This is a genomic window from Sorangium sp. So ce1014 (assembly GCF_051521505.1).
Lineage (GTDB): Bacteria > Myxococcota_A > Polyangia > Polyangiales > Polyangiaceae > Sorangium.
In genome coordinates, this window is the sequence record NZ_CP150356.1 from 4,130,165 (window position 1) to 4,149,833 (window position 19,669).

Annotated in this window: 14 protein-coding genes; 5 read left to right on the forward strand and 9 right to left on the reverse strand. The window is 70.8% G+C overall.

The window, feature by feature from the left end:
- Positions 1 to 105 precede the first annotated feature (105 nt).
- Positions 106 to 1,410, reverse strand: a complete 1,305-nt coding sequence (locus WME75_RS15675) for an RICIN domain-containing protein (protein WP_437491440.1) — start codon at positions 1,408 to 1,410, stop codon at positions 106 to 108.
- Between the two features lie 272 nt (positions 1,411 to 1,682).
- On the opposite strand from WME75_RS15675, the gene WME75_RS15680 reads away from it, so the two are divergent.
- Positions 1,683 to 3,725, forward strand: coding sequence for a rhamnogalacturonan lyase (locus WME75_RS15680; protein WP_437491442.1), 2,043 nt, complete (start codon positions 1,683 to 1,685; stop codon positions 3,723 to 3,725).
- A 121-nt stretch (positions 3,726 to 3,846) separates the two neighbouring features.
- Here WME75_RS15680 and WME75_RS15685 read toward each other — a convergent pair whose 3' ends face one another.
- The 4 genes from WME75_RS15685 to WME75_RS15700 all read right to left on the reverse strand — a co-directional run bounded on the left by WME75_RS15685 (position 3,847) and on the right by WME75_RS15700 (position 9,527).
- Positions 3,847 to 4,608 (reverse strand): hypothetical protein, encoded by a 762-nt coding sequence (locus WME75_RS15685; protein ID WP_437491444.1) that lies wholly within the window; start codon positions 4,606 to 4,608, stop codon positions 3,847 to 3,849.
- 98 nt (positions 4,609 to 4,706) lie between these two features.
- Positions 4,707 to 6,053 (reverse strand): DUF1552 domain-containing protein, encoded by a 1,347-nt coding sequence (locus WME75_RS15690; RefSeq protein ID WP_437494831.1) that lies wholly within the window; start codon positions 6,051 to 6,053, stop codon positions 4,707 to 4,709.
- A gap of 41 nt (positions 6,054 to 6,094) precedes the next feature.
- On the reverse strand, positions 6,095 to 7,651 hold the full coding sequence (locus tag WME75_RS15695) for a DUF1592 domain-containing protein (RefSeq protein WP_437475778.1): 1,557 nt from the start codon (positions 7,649 to 7,651) through the stop codon (positions 6,095 to 6,097).
- A 706-nt stretch (positions 7,652 to 8,357) separates the two neighbouring features.
- On the reverse strand, positions 8,358 to 9,527 hold the full coding sequence (locus tag WME75_RS15700) for a hypothetical protein (RefSeq protein ID WP_437491447.1): 1,170 nt from the start codon (positions 9,525 to 9,527) through the stop codon (positions 8,358 to 8,360).
- Between the two features lie 429 nt (positions 9,528 to 9,956).
- On the opposite strand from WME75_RS15700, the gene WME75_RS15705 reads away from it, so the two are divergent.
- Positions 9,957 to 10,532, forward strand: coding sequence for a c-type cytochrome (locus tag WME75_RS15705; protein ID WP_437491450.1), 576 nt, complete (start codon positions 9,957 to 9,959; stop codon positions 10,530 to 10,532).
- A gap of 100 nt (positions 10,533 to 10,632) precedes the next feature.
- Here WME75_RS15705 and WME75_RS15710 read toward each other — a convergent pair whose 3' ends face one another.
- Positions 10,633 to 12,882, reverse strand: a complete 2,250-nt coding sequence (locus WME75_RS15710; protein ID WP_437491453.1) for a hypothetical protein — start codon at positions 12,880 to 12,882, stop codon at positions 10,633 to 10,635.
- The gene (locus WME75_RS15715; protein WP_437491456.1) at positions 12,879 to 14,684 is read right to left on the reverse strand and encodes a hypothetical protein; all 1,806 of its coding nucleotides are present in this window, start codon (positions 14,682 to 14,684) and stop codon (positions 12,879 to 12,881) included. Before WME75_RS15715 ends, WME75_RS15710 begins: the two co-directional genes overlap by 4 nt.
- Before the next feature lie 223 nt (positions 14,685 to 14,907).
- Between WME75_RS15715 and WME75_RS15720 the strand changes: the two genes are divergently transcribed.
- A complete protein-coding gene (locus tag WME75_RS15720) occupies positions 14,908 to 16,062 on the forward strand; it encodes a ferritin-like domain-containing protein (protein ID WP_437491459.1) in 1,155 nt (384 codons plus the stop codon).
- 86 nt (positions 16,063 to 16,148) lie between these two features.
- On the forward strand, positions 16,149 to 16,559 hold the full coding sequence (locus tag WME75_RS15725) for a VOC family protein (RefSeq protein WP_437491462.1): 411 nt from the start codon (positions 16,149 to 16,151) through the stop codon (positions 16,557 to 16,559).
- 48 nt (positions 16,560 to 16,607) lie between these two features.
- Here the strand turns inward: WME75_RS15725 and WME75_RS15730 are convergent, their stop codons facing one another.
- Positions 16,608 to 16,970: a hypothetical protein gene (locus WME75_RS15730; RefSeq protein ID WP_437491464.1), complete on the reverse strand. Its 363-nt coding sequence runs from the start codon at positions 16,968 to 16,970 to the stop codon at positions 16,608 to 16,610.
- A 14-nt stretch (positions 16,971 to 16,984) separates the two neighbouring features.
- Between WME75_RS15730 and WME75_RS15735 the strand changes: the two genes are divergently transcribed.
- Entirely contained in the window at positions 16,985 to 18,526 is a 1,542-nt protein-coding gene (locus WME75_RS15735) for an FAD-dependent oxidoreductase (RefSeq protein WP_437491467.1), read from the forward strand.
- Positions 18,527 to 18,829: 303 nt separating this feature from the next.
- Here WME75_RS15735 and WME75_RS15740 read toward each other — a convergent pair whose 3' ends face one another.
- Entirely contained in the window at positions 18,830 to 19,504 is a 675-nt protein-coding gene (locus WME75_RS15740) for an O-methyltransferase (RefSeq protein ID WP_437491470.1), read from the reverse strand.
- Between the last annotated feature and the right edge of the window lie 165 nt (positions 19,505 to 19,669).

The following is a 19,669-nucleotide window of genomic DNA, read 5'->3' on the forward strand; positions in this document are numbered from 1 at the left end:
GGCGGGAGATCTTCCAGGGCGTTGTCGCCCGCGCCGCCCGCCGCTGCGCGTGCAGGCGGTCGATGCAGCCGAGCAGGTCCCACGCCCGCGGAGAGGCGCCGGGCGTCACGGTTCCGGGCCGCTTGTGGCGCCCGTGCCGGTGTCGGCTCCGACCGGGTTCAGCCTGAATTGCTGGCTGGTGCCGCCGCTGGAAGGCCTCTGGAGGAGGGCGGTGCCGTCGGCGGGCGGGGAGCCGTAAGCGTCGATGACCTTGCCGCTGAGGCGCGATGTGATGCGGACGGCGCCGCCGCTGAGACCGGTGACGGACCATTGCTGGTTGGGGTTGCCGTGGCAGGTGTACTGGACGATGGCGGCGCCGTCGGCGGTCGACCCGCCGCGGACGTCGAGGCACTTGTCGCTGCTGACGTTGCGGATCCGGTAATACCCGCCGTCCACCGCCTCGAAGCGGAACTGCTGGTTGGTGCCGCCGTTGCAATCCCAGAGATGCAGGACGAGGTCGTCGGCCGTGGATACGGCGGCGTCGACGTCCACGCAGCGCCCGCTCTGGACGCCGACCAGGGTGTAGGGGGTGCCCGTCGCGATGTCCGCCTCGACCTCCGCCGGGACGGCGTGCTGGGAGAGCTCGGCGATCTCCGCCGGAACGAGCGCTCGGCTGTAGATCGCGATGTCGTCGACGTCCCCGACGAGGAGCCGACCCTCCTGCGGCCATCGACCGACGTAGAGGCTGGTAGGGCCGGGCGAGATCGTCCTCTCGATGGGCTCGGTGCGGTGGAGGCGCCCATCGATGTAGAGGCTCATGGAGAGCCCCTCGCCGTCGACGACCCCGGCGGCGTGCGTCCACCGCTGGAGCTCCAGGCAGGAACACAGGATGTGGTGGTAGTCGCTGATCTCGGGCCCCTTCCAGAACCCGAAGTGGATGCCCCGCGCCTCGCCGTCGTAGTCGACGTTGAGCTCCCATCCGCCGGTGTTCTCCGTGCTGATCACGGTCCTCAGGGTGTCGTCGGCAGGGGGCTCGTCGGTCAGCACGCGAACCCACGCCGAGACGGTCCAGCTCGAGGTGGCGTTCGGGAAGTCGCCCACCGTCATGAACTCGCCCTCATCGAAGTGCAGCGCCTGCCCAAAGCGGCCGTCCTCCACCCACGTACCGCCGGTGAGCTTGCCGTCGCGCCGGTTGCCGGACCGATCGGTCACGACCGTCCCTTCGCCCTCGTCGAACGTCCAGTAGGCGACCATGCCCTGGGTCAACGTCGTCGGCGTCAGCTCGACGGCGTCGATCGGCCCCTGCTCGCAGGCCGCGAGCCCGAGCGACGCGACCGCGGCCAGGCAGCGGGGCGCCGCGCGTCCGCCCGCCATTGCCGTTGCGCTGAGCGTCCTGGTGATGGCGCGGTGCGGCGTGCGCGACGGCTGCATGTCAGGCCTTCTTGCGTACCCCAGATTGATACGGCTCACCATAAAACTTCGCTGGCATGCCAATTGGCCCCGCGGTGTTGCTCGGAGCACAGCCGCGTTCTCGCGATGGATGTTCAAATTTCCAGCCCACCGAGAAAACGCATGACCTGAGCGTTCGAGGTGATTGAGTTTGCGCTGATGTCACAACCTAGGCCAGCAACCAAATCATCATGCCGCTCACGGCCTGGAGGCGAACCGCCGACCGGAGGAGGGGCGGCAACGCGAGGTCACTTATGAGGCGCCCTGTTCTCTTGATCTGTTTCTCGCTCGCTGCCGGGCTCGTGGCATGCGGGTCGGGCGATACCGGCGCGGGCGGCGCCGGTGGCGGCGAACCGGGCACGGGCGGCGGCGGCGGCGCGACCGGCACGGCGTCCGGAGGCGGCGCGACCGGCACGGCGTCCGGAGGCGGCGCGACCGGCACGGCGTCCGGAGGCGGCGCTGCGTCGGGCAGCGGCGGCGCGGGCGCAGGCCCCGGCACAGGAGGCGGCGGGGGCGCGCCCGCGCCGACGGGGTTCGCGCAGATGGAGGATCTCGACCGCGGCGTCGTGGCCGTTCCCACGGATGGCGGCATCTACGTGGGCTTTCGCCTCTTCGGCTACGATCCCGACGACATCGCCTTCAACGTCTACCGGGATGGCACCAAGGTCAACGACGCGCCGATCGCGGACTCCACCAACTTCGTCGACCGCGGCGGCTCTCCGAGCTCGGTCTACACGGTGCGTCCGGTCGTCGGCGGCGTCGAGCAAGGCGAGTCGGAGGCCGCGTCCGTGTGGAAGGATGGATACCTCTCCATCCCGACGATGGCGCCGCCTGCCGGGGACGGATATACGTACTCGAGCGGCGACGGCAGCGTGGGGGACCTGGACGGCGACGGGCGATACGAGATCATCGTCAAGTGGGATCCGTCGAACCTCCAGGACAACTCGAAGGCTGGCCGCACCGGCAAGACCTACCTGGACGCCTACACGCTCGACGGCGAGCGGCTCTGGCGCATCGATCTCGGCGTGAACATCCGCGCCGGGGCGCACTACTCGCCGTTCCTCGTCTACGATCTCGACGGCGACGGGAAGGCCGAGGTGGCCGTCAAGACCGCGCCCGGGACGCTCGACGGGAGGGGCGAGCCGCTGAGCCTCGGGCCCGCGGCGAGCGACGACGATTCAAGGGATTACCGCAATGGCGACGGCTACATCCTGACCGGCCCGGAGTATCTCACCGTGTTCTCCGGAGAGACAGGCGCCGAGCTCGCCACGACCGAGTTCCAGGTGGGGCGCAGCGACCCGTGCAGCTGGGGCAACAACGAGTGTTACGGTAACCGCGTCGACCGCTTTGTCGGCACGATCGCGTTCCTCGACGACACAGGCCGCCCGAGCGCGGTGTTCGGTCGCGGCTACTACGCGCGCACCACGCTCTCGGCCTGGAACTACCGCGACGGCAAGCTCACGAACCACTGGACGTTCGACTCCAGCTCGAGCCGCGACAACGGGGCGTACGGCGGCAAGGGCGCCCACTCCATCAGCGTCGCGAACGTGGACGACGACCCGCAGCAGGAGATCATCAACGGCGGCGCCACGTTCGACCACGACGGCACGGGCCTCTGCACGGTGGACTACTATGCTCACGGCGACGCGCTGCACGTCACGGATCACATCCCGTCGCGCCCCGGCCTCGAGGTGTTCATGCCGTACGAGAGCACCGACGTGGCCGCCTACGCCATGCGCGACGCCCGCACGTGCGAGGTGATCTGGAAGGGGCCGGACAACGGCGGCGAGGAGGGCCCCGGCCGGGGCGTGGCGGCGGACGTCGACCCGCGCAACCCCGGCAGCGAGGCGTGGGTCAACAGCAGCCAGCTGCTGAGCGGCGCGGACGGCAAGAACGTCGGGAGCCGCCCCTCGTCGTCCAATTTCCTCATCTGGTGGGACGCGGATCTCAGCCGGGAGCTCCTCGACGGCAACGGCATCCGCCAGCACGACGGCGAGGGCGGCAACTTCACGGCCGACGGGTGCGCCGCGAACAACGGCACGAAGAGCAGCCCGACCCTCAGCGCCGATATCCTGGGCGACTGGCGTGAGGAGGTGATTTTCCGCTGCGGCAACTCGATCCGTATCTTCACGACCAGCCAGGTCGCGAAGAACCGGATCCACACCCTGATGCACGATCCGCAGTACCGCGTCGCCATCTCGTGGCAGAACGGCGCCTACAACCAGCCGCCGCACCCGAGCTTCCACATCGGAGAGGGGATGGTCCCGGTGCCGAAGCCGGACATCCACGTCCGCTGAGGCACCCAGGTCGTCCAGCATCACCAGACCGGTCGGCACCCCCGTCGCGCACTGGCGCGACGGGGGTGCCGTGCGGGGGCCTGCGCCCCTCCTGAGCAGCTGCCAGCGTCACGGAGCGCGGTCAGGGCTGCGCGATCTCGACGGACTGCACGTCGAGCTGTATGAACTGACCGACATAAGGCTCGGGCGCCGGGGGGACGTCGTTCACGACCAGATGCTTGAAGTTGGCGATCTGTATACCATTCTGGCCATCGCCGAGGAAAGACACGGTGGCTCCACCTCGGACTGAAATGGTCTTCGTATGATCGATGATAAACGTGTCATGACCCACGTCGGGGCTGTCGTTGAGGTAATAGACCTCCGGCGGGTCAGAGACAGTGAAACTGTAGATATTGTATGTCGCGTTGTCGGGCGTGCCGCCCACGCGAAAGTGCATGCCGTCGGGCGTGCCGCCCCGGTACTTCATCGTCTCGACGACGCCGCGTAGGCGGACAGTCACTTGATAGGTCGTGTCGGGCGAGCCGCCGAACGTCCTGGTCTCGTCGACCTGCGCGGACGTCGAACACTCGTCGCTGTCGCCCGGGTCGTGATCGCACGGCATCTCCCAGCGAAAGCCGTCGATGCTGGCGGCCGCGGCGCGCGGGTCTTCGCTGCCGCCGGCGCCGCCGGCGCCGCCGCTACCGCCGGCCCCGCCGCTGCCACCGGCCCCGCCGGAGCTCGCGCTGCTGGAGGCGCTCGTGCTGGTGCCCGCCTCGGCTCCCCCGCCCGAACCGCCAGCGCCCGCGGAGCTGGAGGTGCCCTGGTCTGTCGGAGGCGGGTCGGCATCGGAGCCGCAGGCAAGAGCGACCATCATCACCGGGATCGTAAAAAGATATACTCTCATATCATACCAATCCGGCGTGAGCGCCGGTGTAGAAGCTGGAGCTGCCGGACGGCGTCTCGTTCCTATCGAAGCAGCTGGTGTCCCGCCCCCCGGGATGGCTACGTCAGGTTCGTGAGCGGCCCGGTGCAGTGCCGCGGGTCGCCGAACGTTGTCCGGTCGTCGCCGAACAGATTCAAGATCGAGACGAGCAGATCGTTGTGCGGGCGGCTCGGGTACCGGACCCAGCGTCCGGTGCGCAGGCCTCCGCCGCCGCCGGCCAGCAGGAACGGCATGTTCGTCTTTGTGTGACTCGGCGGATCCGAGAGCTCGGACCCGAAGAAGACGACGCTCTCGTCAAGGAGCGAGTGTCCACCCATGTCGACCTTCTCCATCTCCTGCAGGAGGTAGAGGTGCTGTTTCGAATACCAGTTGCAAATGCGCTCGCACTCGTCCGGCCTGAAGCCGCCGTCGTGCTGGTAGAAATGGTGGTGCTCGGTCAAGTTGAGCCAGGGGAAGGTGTGCTTCGCCTCGGTGTCGCTCCACTGCAGCGTGCCGACGGCGGTGATGTCGCAGGCGAGCGACATCACCAGCATGTCCATCATGAGCTTACCGACCTTGGGGATCGCCGCGTCGGTCGAGGTGTCCTTGATCGAGCCGTCCATGGCGGAGTTGAGCCCTGTGCGCGGGTTGTAGTCGGACGTGTCGACCCTCTCCGGCGCCTTGCACGCGCTCGTCTCGACCGGCACGTTGTTGAGGCTCATCTCGATCTCGCGGATCTTCGTCAGGTGCTGGTCGATCTTCTGCCTGTCGGCGGCGCCGAGCCGCGCGGACAGGGCGGAGTAGCGCCCGTCGAGGAAGTCGAGGATCGATCTCTTTCGCGCGAGGCGGCGGGCGGCTTCGTTGCCGGCGCTGGGATCCAGCGAGCCGAAGAGCTCGGTGAAGATCTCCATCGGATCGAGGCGCGGCGGGATCGGCTTGAACGGCGCGGCGTTCTCGAAGTTCGCGGCGTTCATCGGCGACAGCAGGCCGTGGGACTTGCCCGTCGCCCAGCGCACCGCGATCTGGAGGCTCGCCTTCGCCTTGATACCGGCGGAGATCTGGGAGGCGATCACCTGATCGACGGACGGCCCGTTCCCGTAACCGCCGTTCGGGGAGCCCTCCTGAGGGCTGCCCGTGAGCCAGGCGATGATGCCGCTCTGGTGCTGCTCACCGCGCGCGCTCTTCATGTCGAGGCCGTCGACGACGAGCAGCCGGTCCTGCACCGGCGCGAGCGGCGACAGGATGGGGCCCAGGGTGAAGCTCGTCTCGCTGCCGGTCGGCCGCCAGCGATCGATCACGGTCCCGCCCGGCGTGTAGATGGCAAGGAAACGCTTGGCGGGGGCGGGTTGCGCGCGCGCCGTGCGTTCGGGGCCCATGATCTCCAGCCAGGGGAGCGCGATGGCGATCGCGCCAGCACCGCGCAGCATGGCACGTCGGCTCAAACGAAATTTGGGCATGACCATCACTCCTAGCGGGCAACCGTGATGTAGTGGAAAGCATCCGTCTGTGTGAGCTCGATGAGGAGCTGCTTCACGTTGTACCCGGACGCCTTGAAAGCGGTCGATATCGCCTGCTTCGTGCAAGCGTCCTCGGCGCGCAGGGTGAGACCGTAGCCGTACTCGGCCCAGCGCGTCGCGAAGCAGCCATGCACCTGTTCGGCCTCGGCGAGCTTCTTCACCAGCTCGGTCGGACCGCTCACCGTGCCCGGCGTGCCCGGGAGCGAGCCGCTCGCGTCGATCGTGACGTCGTTCTCTGTCGCGCGGAACAGCCCGACAGCGTCGTAGTTCTCGAACGTGAAGCCGACCGGATCCATGTACTGGTGGCACGTCACGCAGACCGGATCCTGGCTGTGCTGGCTGAAGCGCTCCCGCGCCGTCGCGCCGGTGTACGGATCCGGCGGCTTCACCCGCTCCAGGATGTCGCCGGTGGGGAGCGGGATCTTCTCGCACATCAGCTTCTGGAGCACGAACGAGCCGCGGACCACGGGGTTCGTGGTGTTCGAGTGCGTCGTCCCGGCCATCACCCCCGCCTGGGTGAGGAGCCCGAGGCGCTGGGTCGTGTCGAGCTGCACCTGTTGAAACTCGTCGCCCGTCACGCCGGAGACGCCGTAAAACGCCGCGAGAGGTCCATTCATGAACGTGTACGGGGCCGTCAAGATGGACGCCCAGGTGCCGGTCCCCTCGAAGATCTCGTGCTCGAGGAACCGCTGCGTCTCCTCACGCATGAGCGCGCCGATCGCTCGAGAGAAGGTCGGGAACGCCTCCGCGTTCCGCTCGAGATCCGCGAGGTTGCTGATGGGGAGCAGGTTGTCGAAGAAGAACCGGATGGTGGTCCGAGCCCGAGGGTCTTCGAGCATGTGCTCGGCTTGCGCGCGCACGCCTTCCTTCGTCGAGAGCTCACCTGCCCGCGCCGCGATGCGTAGCTCCTCGTCCGGCATCGTGCCCCAGAGCAGGTACGAGAGCCGCGTCGCCATCTCGTCGCCCGTGGGCCGGCGGAGCTCGGGGTGCTCCGGGTCGGAGGTGCCCCATTCGATGCGGTAGAGAAAATCCGGCGATTGGAGCAACGCCTCGATCACCGTCGCGATGCCGGCGTCGAACGTCGCATCCATCCGCCCGACGCTGTACAGCGCGAGGAGCTCGTCCGCCTCGCCGGCGGCGAGCGGCCTTCGATAAGCGAGCGGCGCGATCCGCTCGACGAGGGTGCGCGCGCACGCTTCCTCGCTCTCCGCGCTCACATCGCCCGCGCAAGGGGCGAGCTTCGCGAGCGCCTCCCGGGTGGCGGTCGCGCGCCGGGCGACGCCCTCCGCGACGGTGCTCAGCTGCTCGGCCAGCAAGCTCGAGACCGACAGCGCGTCGGCGTCATTGCCAAAGCCGTTTCCGACATCCTCGCTCGGCAGCGAAAAGGCTGGCTCGGTCGTGTCACCGAAGAGGTCGCGAACCGTCTTGTTGTACTCGAAGCGCGTCAGCCGCCGCAGCGGCGCTCGCCCGGGGTGCACCGCGCCGTCCTCGCAAGCGCGCGGGTCCACCGTGGTGGGATTCTCTGCGCCAGGCTCGCCCGCATCGCCCCCGTCGCCCCCGTTGCCCACGTTTCCAGTGCAACCGCTGGCCACGATCAACGCGATCGGGACAGCTGACCGAAGGCCTCTGAGAGGACGCGCCTGCTCATGGTTCAAGGATCTGTACATCGATCTCACTCTTCGCCCGCTTGGGCGCGCTGAAGTCCCATTATCGAACAACAGGATTCATTTTGTAATTATAAATTATCGCGCAGCCCCCGGAGGGGCCCTGCTGCTGTGCAGGACGTGCCGGAGCCTGTTCTGGTTGATCCATGCTCCAGTGAGAAAATCAGGGAATCATCTCGAGAGACGTGCTGTGTTCCGGCGGGCGTGCCATCGCCGATCTGCCCTCAACGAACCGGGACGCGCCGCCCCGTGGCGGCCGGCTGACGGGGAGGGATCAGCGAGAGCAAGAGCCAGCGAAGCACCCGTCAGGCAGTAGCGGATCGCCCACGGATCGGCTCACCGCGAGAGCGAATATCGCGGAGATGAATTTTTGCTTTGGGAGCGTAACCCTGCTCGCCGCGCCGCCGACGCACAGGTTGGAATCTGGTTCGCGGCGTGGCCGACCCACAGGATCGCATCGAGTTCGTCCCTGGTTCCGGAAGAGGGTAGGCCCGAGCAGCTCGGGAAGACCTCCCGCCCAACCAGGGACGAATCGGGGCGACGCAGTACTTCAGGGCCCGGGGGGCGGGTAGCCGGTCCCCTCCTTCATGCCCAGGATCCAGCTCGTGACCAGCTGCACGCCGGTGTCGTCGACCTTGCGGGTCCCGATGCGCGGCATCTGCCCCTCGAAGTCGCGGAGCTCCTGGCGGGCGACAAGCAGGCTGCGCGCCGGGTCCCCTGGACGGATGGCGTACCAGTTGGCGGGGTCGGGGTTCGTCAACCCCTCGTACTTCGCGTTCTCCGCCGGGCGCTTGTTCATGCCCGTCCGGACGGCGTCTGTCGCGGCCACGCTGCCAAGCTCGCCCGCTTCGAGCCTGAGGTACAGACCCGTTTCCTGGGCCGCCGCCTCGGGGTGATCGTTGTGGCAGCTCACGCCGCAGTTCGCGTGCAGGTAGCCGAGCGCCTGGCGCTCCACGTCATCGCCCGGAATCGACAGCGCGAGCGCGCTCGCGTCCTCGATCACCCCGAGCGCGACAAGCGACTCGCGCGTGACCCCCTCGGCGCCCGGGCCGAGCATCAGCGCGTCCCAGCCGAGGACGAAATCGACGCGCCCGACGTGGCACTCCTTGCATTGATCGCGCGTCGGCACGGCGTGGCCGGTGCCGTGGAGATCGGGCACGCCGAAGTCGTTCTGCATCTGGATCGCCTGCCGCTCGTCCTCGGACCAGACATAGCTCGTGTAGACCCAGCCGGCGGCCGTCTTGCGCAGGAGGCGCGTCTCGCCGAGGCGCGACGCGCCGCCCGCGCCCTGCACGCGGAACTCCTTCCAGAACTGTGTCCCCTCGGGGTACACGAAGGAGTCCGGATTGCTCACGTCCACCCGCTGGCCCTTCGGGATCGAGACGAAGCGCCGCTTCTCGGCGGCGTCGCTCCAGAGCTCCACCGCAGGCTTGTACTCGAGCACGCCGCACGCGAGCTCGCGCTGGTCGAAATCCCCGTAGAGGCCTGTGCAGCGGAGGTCCACCGGCAGCACGCCGTCGATCGGCGCAGCGCAGTCCGCGTCGGTGGGCATCGCGAACTCCACGCACGCCGGCTCCACCGGGCCGTCCGGCTGCGCGTCCGGCCCGGCGTCGGGGATCGACCCGTCCGGCCCCGGCTGGACGTCGGGCGGCCCCTCGCCGCCGCCAGAGCTGCACCCCGACGCCAACAGCAGCGCACCGACGACAGAACCTCTCCTCACGACATGATGAAGCATGCGCGCATGGTGCCACAGGAAAGGAGCGCAGGGGAGCGAGGTTTCAACCGATCCATGCCGCAGCGCATCGCCCCGTGAGCCTCATCCGGCCACCGGGAGATGCGCGCGCCGACCGATGAAGCGAACTGCGCAGCAGCTCGCCCGACAGCGCCTGATGCCGACAGTGCGCTTCCATGTAAAAATAAACCAACGACAGCGACCGCGCGTCGGCTCGGCGTGCGCGGGGTGGAGCGCGCGAGGGGACCGTACGTCCCGAGCTCCCGCGCGACGTAGATCTCGATGCGCGGCTCCAGCGGGGCCCAGCTCCATCGGGGCCCCGTTTCCGGGGCGCAGCGCGGGCGTCAGCGGCGGCCGCCGGATGGGGACTTGACGGCAGGGATCGCGTGCGCTTCATCTGCGGCGGAGGAATGCCCCGTGAGTGAAACCGGCAAGCGCGATGACGCTCGAAGCGGAGAGCAGAACACGGCCCACGTCGTGGTGATCATGCTGATCGTGGCCTTCGGCGTGCTCGCGTTGCCGTGGATGGTTCTGCGGAAGCTGGACGCCCGGAACCAGGTCCGCAGCGAGGTGGCCTCCGGCGTCACGGACGCGGATCTCGCGCAGGGCGGCAAGATCTATTACCGCTCGTGCACGAGCTGCCACCAGGCGAGGGGGGAGGGGAAGCCCGGGCGGTATCCGCCCCTCGTCGGCACGTCATGGCTGCTCGAGGACAAGGAGACGCCGATCCGGCTCACGCTGCTCGGCGCCGCCGGCCCGATGGAGGTGAACGGCGCGATGTACAACGACGTGATGCCCAACCTCGGCGTGACGCTGTCAGACGAGGAGATCGCGCTGGTGCTCACCTATGTCCGGTCGAGCTGGGGGAACAGCGCGCCTGCCATCACGAGGGACGAGGTGGCGAAGGTGCGGGCCTCGCTGGGAGACCGGGTGGAGCCGTGGGCCGGCGGGGCGGCGCTCGTCGAGGCCCGGGCGACGCGCGTCCTGCGCTGAGGCGCGCAGTCCGCTTCGTTCAACGGAGGTCGCCGCCGTCGAGCTGCCCGGGGGGACCGCTCCCGGTCCCCCCGGAGCTACCCGACCTGCGCCGCGACGGTCACTCCCGCACCGGCTCCTGCAGGTCCGCCCCGAAGTGCTCGCGGTATCCCCGCCGCGCGGCCTCGCGCAGCGCGTCGTCGCCGCGGCTCACCTGCTCCTCGAACGCCCGCGCGTACGCCTCCGGATCGACCTCGCGCGCGCCGAGCCGCAGCTTCTTCCCGGAGAGCGTCTCCAGGAGGAGCGTGGCGACCCGGTGCTCGGCGCCGCCGCGCGCGACGACCCCGAACGGGAACAGGTGCACGAGCGTGAGCTGCGGCGGCGCGTCCCCGGCCGTCATCTCGGCCAGGTACGCCGAGAGCTCGCGGCCCACGCGGTCCTGCGCGTCGTCGGAGTAGCCGGCGAGCAGCTCGGTCACCGCGGGCGGGAGGGGCAGGTGAGGGCCGTCGATCTGGTGCTGGAGCTCGTGCCGCTCGGTGCCGGAGAGCACGGCCCGCTCCAGCGCCGCGCCGAGATGCTCGCGCAGCCTCGCGAGCGCCGCGTCGCACCGCGACAGGGCGCCGGCGTGAGGGCCGGCCGCGCCGCCCGCGGCCGCGTGGCAGGTCTCGCCCTCCTGGCCGATGCGCTCGGCGTACGCCCGGACCTCGGAGCCGATGACGAGCGCAAAAGGGTCCTTGTCGCGCGAGAAGCCGAGGTGGACGCGGCGCTCGGGCGTCATCGGCTCGACGAGGAGCGTCGCGAAGCGGTCGTCGCCGACGCGGAAGGCGCGGACCTCCTTCACCCGGTAGGGCGTGGTGTAGAACCGCCGCGTGGCCCCCTCGGCCGAGACGCCGAGGTTGACGGAGGCGTCGAGGTAATACGCCAGCCCGGCGCGTCGCGCCGCGTCGTTCACGTCGGCGACGAGCCGGCCGAACGCGCGGCCGGAGAGCTCGAGATCGTCCACCTGGCTGGCCAGCGCCGCCAGCGCCGCGGGGAAGTCCTCGCCGTCGGGCTGCGCCCTCGCGGCCGCGAGCAGCTCGCGGCTGCGCGCCCGGGTCAGCACCTGCGCCTCGGCGCCCGTGCCCTGCGCGCCCCGCGCGAGCGCGTCGCGCGTGATGCGCGCCCGCTCCCAGCTCGGCAAGAGCTCGCCGAAGACCTTGTCCCACGCGGCCGTGGGCGCGCCGAGCGCCCAGTCGACGCCCTTCGGCGCGGGGCGGCCGAGCACGAGCAACGCGCCGAGCAGCACGGCGACGGCGGTCGCGGCGGCGCTGGCCGCCACGATCGGCCGCGCGCCGGCCATGCCGGGCGGGCCGGGATCCAGCTCGGCGTCGGGCACCGTCACGCCGAGCACGAGCACCTCGATGGCGGAGGCGAGCACCGCCACGACCGCGGCGAGCAGGAGCGCGAAGAACGCGACCGTGGCCGCCTCCACGCCCCAGCCGCCCGCGAGGAACGCGCGGTACACGAAGAGCAGCATGAGGCCGGGCATGGCCCACACGGCCGCGATCGCGAGGCCCGGGTGCTCGCGCCTGGGCACGCGGCGCACGTAGTCGAGGCCCAGGAGCGCGATCGCGAGCGGCCCGAGCACGAAGAGCAGGACCATGCCGTACCCGAGCTGGAAGCGCACGTCGGGCAGCGTGGCCACGAGCACGGCCGCGCGCGCGATCGTCTGCGCGGGGAGCTCGCCGCGGGACGGCCACAGGTAGAAGACGAGCGCCGCGGCGACCGACGCGACGAGCAGGGCGCCGCCGCTCCTGCGCGCCCGCGCGTGGAAGCGCAGCACCACGCCCGCCGCGGTGAACGCGAAGACGGCGAGGAACGGGGCCGGCCGCGTGATCAGGCTGTCCGGAAGCGGCAGCATGTCCCACGCCGAGCTCCGGCGGCCGAGCCACACAGCGACGTTCACGGCCACGAACGCGGCGAGCACGGCGATCGCGCGCGACGTCGGCCGCTCGATGAGCAGGCCCGCGCGGCGCTGCGTGCGCGCGCCGAGGAAGAGCAGCCACAGGCCGGCGATCGCGGGCGCGAGCGCGGCGATCTGCGCTGCGGGCGCGAGCTCGGGGAGCACGCTCCACACGAAGATGCCGTGCCCGTAAGCGACCTCGTACGGGACGAGCGCCGACAGCGCGAGCGCGAGGCCGCCGAGGAGGCAGCGCGCGCGCAGGCGCTCGGCCGACATGCGATAGAACATCGCGGTCGCGGCGCTCTCTTCTTGCGAAGGAGCGCCGGCGCCGCCTGGTGGAGGCGCGCCGGGGCCTGCTGCCGGAGCGGCGGCGCCGGCCTGTGGCGGCTCGCCCGCGCCGTCCTGCGGAGAAAGGAGGGGCGCGCTCACGGCTCGACCGCCGCGCTCGCGATGCGCGAGAGCGACCGCTTCTGCGGGAACACCGGGTCGCGGTACCGCACCTCGAACAGCACGCGCTTGCCGTCCTCGGAGAACCACGGCGTCCGCTCCTGGGCGGAGCCCACCGTCAGCTTCTTCACCTCGCCCGTGGCGAGGGCCAGCACGGCGATGTCCGTGCCGCCGGCGCCCCGCGCCTCGAACGCGACGCGCGCGGCGTCGGGCGAGAACGTGGGCCACGACGCCCCGCCCGGGGCGGCGTACACCTTCCGGCGCCACGTCGTCGCGTCGATGACCGCGATCCCCGGCTCGTCGCCGTCGACGACGCACACGATCTTCGTCCCGTCCTTCGACGCCGCCGGGTTGCGCAGGTCCTCACCGGGCTTCGCGCGGAACGGGCGCTCGATCGAGAGCGGCTGCTTGGTCACGTCGACCACCGCGAGGTGCCGCACGTCGTCCTCCGAGGCGTCGGGCACGTAGATGAACATGAGCCTCGTCCCGTCGAGCCACGCGAACCCGCCGAGCGACTCGTTCTCGGTGTGGAGGCCGAACACCTCCTTGCCGCTGTCCGCGTCGAGCACCATCAGATCGGCCTGCGCGCCGGCCTCCGGGCGGTCGTAGACCGCCACGAACCTGCCGCCCGGTGCGAGCTTCGGATCGACGAAGCGGTGCTCCGGGTCGACGCGCACGCGCTTGCCCTGCCCGGATCGGTCGACGATCGTGATCGTCTTCGCCCAGCCGAAGAAGTCCTCCACAAGCGCGACCCGGTCGCCGTCGCGCTGCGACGACGGATACGAGTACACGTGATAGCCCCTCCACATCGGCTTGACCGCGCCGGGGTCCGCCGTCGGGACCGCCTGCTGATCGAGCGGCCGCCACTCCACCGTCTCCAGCGCCTCGCTGCGGGCCAGGTCCTTGGACCTCGCCGAGTGGAACACCGACACGTCCGCCGTCTTCACGAAGTAGCCGCCCTCGGCGGTGCCCACGAGCAGGTCCTCCGCCGCGGCGTGCGAGAGGAACGTCACGCGCCCCTGCTCCTCGGCCTCGGCCTCCTTCGCGCGCGCGGCGTACGCGCCGGCGGCCCGGTCGAGGTTCGCGGCGCGGTCCTTCACGAACCTCCGCGCCGACGCGAGCCGCTCCAGCAGCTTGATGTCCGATCCCTCCGTGATCTCGCGCACCGAGGGGTGGTCCATGAGCTGCGCGATCACCGCGTCGAGCGCCTGCGAGGCCATGGAGTTCGCGAGCAGGGCCATGGCCCGGTCCTTCTTCGTCGCCCCGGCGTAGCCGCGGATCCGCCCCTCGGTCGACGTGCCCTTGTCGAGGAACGTGAGCGTCACCGGCGCGTCGGCCCGGAGCTCGAAGTAACCCTCCTTGACCGGGTGCTCCACGATCTCGGGCGCGAGGCGCGCCTCGATGACGAAGCCGGCGCCGAGCGCCTTCGCGGCCTCCCTCGGGTCCCTGGCGCTCTCCAGCGCCTTCATCACCTCCGGGTCGCCGCCCTTCACCGGATCGAACCCGAGCTCGGCGAGGTGCGCGCTGAGCTCGTCGGCGAGCCGCGCCGCCGGCTGCGAGCCCTCCCACCAGTACCCGTCGAGATCGATCGCCACGAGGATGCGCAGCGGATCGGTCGCCGTGAGCGAGCGGAAGGCGAGGACGCCCGCCGCCGCGAGCGCGAGGCCGAGCACCGCGAACACCGGCCAGAGCCTGCGCTTCGGTACGAGCGCGTCGAGCGACTCCGGCGGATCGGCCTCGGGGGCGGGGGGCTGCGCGTCGGTCGGGGGTAGAGGGGCCGCCATGGAAGAGGAACTGCCCTATCCGCGAGAGGGCGTAAAGCCGCAGATTCGAGGCCTGGGCGCCGGACGGCGGCCGATGCACATGGCGCGCGGCGCCGACGAACCCATGACTTCCCGACCACACCCCGCCTGTGCGAGGACGCGCATTCGACGTGAATTCGCGAGAGGCATGCGCCGTGCATGGGCGCTTTCGCAGGTCGACTCCTTGCCATCCACGAGGTGCCAGATGACGAACGCGTATTCCTTCCGCCGCACGCTTGCCCATCGTCTTTTTGCGCTGCTCGCGCTCCCCGCCGCGGGGGGTGCCACCGGCTGCATCACCGCCGGGAGCAGCTGTCCCGACGATCCCGAGCCCGTCGCCAAGGTGGCCTGTTTCGCGTGGCCGCCGGACGACGCGGGGGGCGCTGGCGGCGGGGGCGGCGGCGGAGGGACCGGCGCGGGCGAGCCTGTCGTGTGCCCATCGCGATCGGAAGCGCAGGAGATCCTCAATCAGCCCGGCGTCGCGTCTCACCACGTCAAGAGCGATGGAGCCTTGGAGGACGACCAGTGCTGCTATCAGGCGGACGTCATCTCGATCTGCGAGGGGCGCCCGTACCTCGTCGACGAGGCAGCGCGGACGGCGCCGTTCGTCCGCGCCCGCGGTGGCGCCGGATGGAGCGCGGCGGAGGCGATGACGCCGCGGATCGAGCCTCTGGCCGCAGAGTTGCGGGAGACCCTGGCCGCGGCGTGGACGCGCGACGCGCTCTTCGAGCACGCCTCCGTGGCCTCGTTCGGCCGCTTCGCGCTCGAGCTGCTCGCCGCGGGCGCGCCGGCCGATCTCGTGGAGGAGGCGCACCGCGCGGCGCTCGACGAGGCCCGCCACGCGCGCCTCTGCTTCGCCCTCGCGAGCGCTTATGCGGGCGAGACGATCGCGCCCGGCGCATTTCCCTTCGACGGGCGGGTGGAGGTCGAGGCGGACCTCGCATCGATGGCGGCGCGCGCCGCGAAGGAGGGTTGCATCGGCGAGACCATCGCGGCGGTGATCGCCGCCGAGGAGCTCGGCGCCGCGGAGGACCCGGCGGTGCGGAGCGCGCTCGCGATCATCGCCGCGGACGAAGGGCGGCACGCGGAGCTCGCGTGGCGCACGGTGGCGTGGGCGATCCGCGCGGGCGGCGAGCGCGTGCGCGCGGCGGTGGAAGAGGTGTTCGCGGGGCTCGGGCGCGTGGAGGTGGCGGGAGACGACGGCGCGGAGGGCGCGCAGCTCGCGGCGCACGGGCGGTTCGGTGCTGCGGCGCGCGGCGAGGCGGCCGCGCGCGCCATCGAGGAGATCGTGCGGCCGGCGGCGAGGCTGCTCCTGGTAGGTCGCGCGGAGCGAGCGGTCCAAAGCGCGATGACGGTTTGAGCGAAGCGGCCTCTTCCGTTCCCGCCTTCGTCATGGCGTCCGCGCGCATGTTGCTTCGTGACATGCCCCGCCGCTAGGCTTGTTGGATGTCCGACCTGCTCGTCAACATCGATGTGCCGGAGCTCGAGCCCGCTATCGCATTTTACACCCGCGCGTTCGGCCTGCGCGTCGGGAGGCGCTTTGGCGCTTCCTTCGTCGAGCTCCTCGGCGCGGCGATCCCGCTTTACCTTCTGGTGAAGCCGGCCGGCCTCGCGCCCGCTGCCGGCGCGTCGCCGCGCGACTACCGGCGCCACTGGACGCCGGTCCACCTCGACTTCGTCGTCGACGATCTCGAGGCCGCCGCGCGCCGCGCGCAGGAGGCAGGCGCGGTCCCCGAAGCCGATATCGAGGTGGCAGCGTGGGGGCGCATGCTCCGCCTGGCCGATCCCTTTGGCCACGGCGTCTGCCTCCTTCAGTTCAGCGGCCGCGGCTACGACGAGATCGCCACGCCCGGCTGAGGGCGCGGAGGTCACGCAGGGCAGCAGCCAGCGGCGCCCTCGATCAGATCACGTGTCCTCCCGCCCCGCGCCGGCGCGGGGCCCTGGGGCCTGCTCCCCGCGCAGGTAGCGATCGAGCAGCCGCACGAGCTCCTCGGCCAGCGCGCCGGAGCGCAGATCGTCGGGCCGCTCGACGATCGCCTGATGCACCACCGCGTGCGCCGCGGTCTGCATCATCCACCACGCGAGCTCCACGTCCGGCGCCGTGCAACCCCACGCCGGAAGGAGCTGCTTTGCCTCCTCGAGCATGAAGCCCTCGCTCGCCGCGGACCGGGGCGCCTTGATGCGCGGCATCTGCTCGAGGAACACGCGGTGCAGCTCGGGCTCCACGGCGTGGGCGGCGATGCTCGCCGCTACCCTCGTCCGGAGCACCCCAGGAGACAGCCATGAATCCGTCGCTGAGCACGCATGTCCTCATCGTGGGGGCAGGGCCCACCGGCCTGACCCTCGCGTGCGATCTGGCTCGCCGTGGTGTGGCGTGCCGGATCGTCCACAAGACGCTTACCCATTTCGCCGGCTCTCGCGGAAAAGGGGTGCAGCCGCGCAGCCTGGAGGTCTTCGACGATCTCGGGGTGATCGACGCGGTGATGGCCGCCGGCGCGCCTTATCCGCCGATTCGCGCCTATGACGGCGGCGCGGTGCTGGGCGAGTGGGTCATGTTCGAGCGCCGCGAGCCGACTCCGGACGTGCCTTACCCGAACATCCTGCTCCTCGGGCAATGGCGGACGGAGGAGATCCTGCGCGCCCGGCTCGCCGAGCACGGCGTCCGTGTCGAGCTCGCCACCGAGCTGACCGGCTTCGAGCAAGACGGAGACGGCGTGACGGCCACGCTGGTGCACGCGGGCGAGGCCGAGCGGGTCCGCGTCGGCTATCTGGTCGGCGCGGACGGGGGGCGCAGCCTCGTGCGGCGCGCGCTCGGCGTCGGCTTCCAGGGGGAGACGATGGAGGCCGACCGGGCGCTCGTGGGCGATGTCCGCGCTGACGGGCTGGACCGCGACCGCTGGCACGCCTGGCCGAAAGCGCGCGGCGGCCCGATCGCGCTTTGCCCGCTGCCCGGCACCGATCGTTTTCAGATCCTGGTGCCGGTCCACGGCGAGGAGGCACCCGATCTGACGGTGGAGGCTGTCCAGCGGCTGTTCCAGGAGCGGACCGGGCGCGCCGACGTCCGGCTGCACGACGCGAGCTGGCTGTCGCTGTACCGGCCCAGCGTGCGGATGGTGGACCGGTACCGGGTGGGTCGGGTGTTCCTGGCCGGCGACGCCGCGCACGTGCACCCCGCGGCCGGCGGGCAGGGCCTCAACACAGGCATCCAGGACGCCTACAACCTCGGCTGGAAGCTCGGCCAGGTGCTGGCGGGGGCCCCCGATGCGCTGCTCGATACCTACGAGGAGGAGCGGCTGCCGGTCGCCGCGGCGGTGCTCGGCATCACCTCGACGCTGCATCGCCGGGCGGCGGAGGGAAGCCCGGGCGCGCTGCAGCGTGGCGCGGAGACGCAGCAGCTCGGCATCACCTACCGGGGCAGCTCGCTGGCCCGCGGCGCGCCGGGCACGCCGGTGCGCGTCATGTCGGGCGACCGAGCGGCCGACGCGCCCTGTCACGACGCGGCGGGCGTACCCGTCCGCCTGTTCGATGTGTTCCGTGGCCCGCACTTCACGCTGGTGGCCTTCGGCGCGGCCCATGCGGACACGGTCGCCCGGGTAAATGCCCGCTACGGCCCCGCCGTGCGCGCGCAGGCCGTGGTGCGGCCGGGGGAGCCAGCTGGCCGGCTCGCCCTCGTCGACACGCGTGGGCACGCCCGCGCCGGCTATGACGTGGACGGCGATGCGCTCGTGCTGGTCCGCCCCGACGGCCACATCGGGTGGCTCGCCGCTCCAGGCACGCCCGGCCAGCTCGATGACCACCTCCGCTCGCTGGGCGCCGCGGGGTAGAGAGCGCGCCCGGCGAGCAAGAGGCAAGCGGCGTGGCTCGTCTGCCGGCCTCCGGTGGCCTGCGCGAAGCCGGTCAGCTGTCACGATTGCAAGCGGCGATCTCAGGATCGAAAGCTTCGGGGCTTTCCTGACAGGCAACTGCGCGAAATGCGTGCAGCAACTCCCTGGCCCGCGTCCTGCTAAAGATGCAGGGCAGAGCGCCCGTGACGGCTTCCCCCCCCCGCCGTCGAATGGGCGCTCTGTTTTTTGTCCTCCGGCGCGCGAGGACGCGAGGAGGGCCCGGACGGCGCCGGGCCGCTTCGGCTACGGGTCAGCGGTGACCAGGGCGATGGCGAGGCCGTCGTAGCCCTTGGTGCCCACGGTCTGGATCGCCGTCGCGCTCACGCGCTGCTCGGCGGCGAGCAGCTCGTTCAGGCGGCGCACCCCCTGGACGTTGGGATCGGGGCTCTCGGGGTCGATCACGGCGCCCTTGCGGACGACGTTGTCGATCACGATCACGCTGCCGCGGCGGGAGAGCTTGAGCGCCCACGTGAAGTAGTCGGGATTGCTCGGTTTATCTGCGTCGATGAAGATGAGGTCGAACGGGCCGCGGCCCTCCGCGGCGAGCCTGGGCAGCGTGTCCAGCGCTCGCCCGAGGCGCAGCTCGACGAGGTCGGCCAGCCCGGCGCGCTCGAGGTTCGCGCGGGCGACCTCGGCGTGCTTCGGCTCCGACTCCAGCGTGATCAGGCGGCCGCCGAAGGGCAGCGCCCGCGCGAGCCAGATCGTGCTGTAACCCCCGAGCGTGCCGATCTCCAGGATGGAGCGCGCCCCGTGGATCCGCGCCAGGAGATGCAGCAGCTTGCCCTGGTTCGGCGCGACGTTGATCGGCGGCAGGCCGGCCGCGGCGCTGGCCTCGAGCGCTGCATCCAGCGCCGCGTCGGACGGCACGAGCAGATCGGTGATGTAGCGATCGACGGCGGACCATTGCTCCTGAGCCATGAATCATCCTCCTCACATCGCGGCGACCACGGCCGCCTCGCACGGGTGAGCTGAGCGCTTGGTATGTAATATGAATTCTATATCTCGACGATGCCGAGCGTCCCAGCAAGGACATGCCGCTGCAAGGCCAAACGACGGATGTCTATCCGTTATAGCAGATGTCTG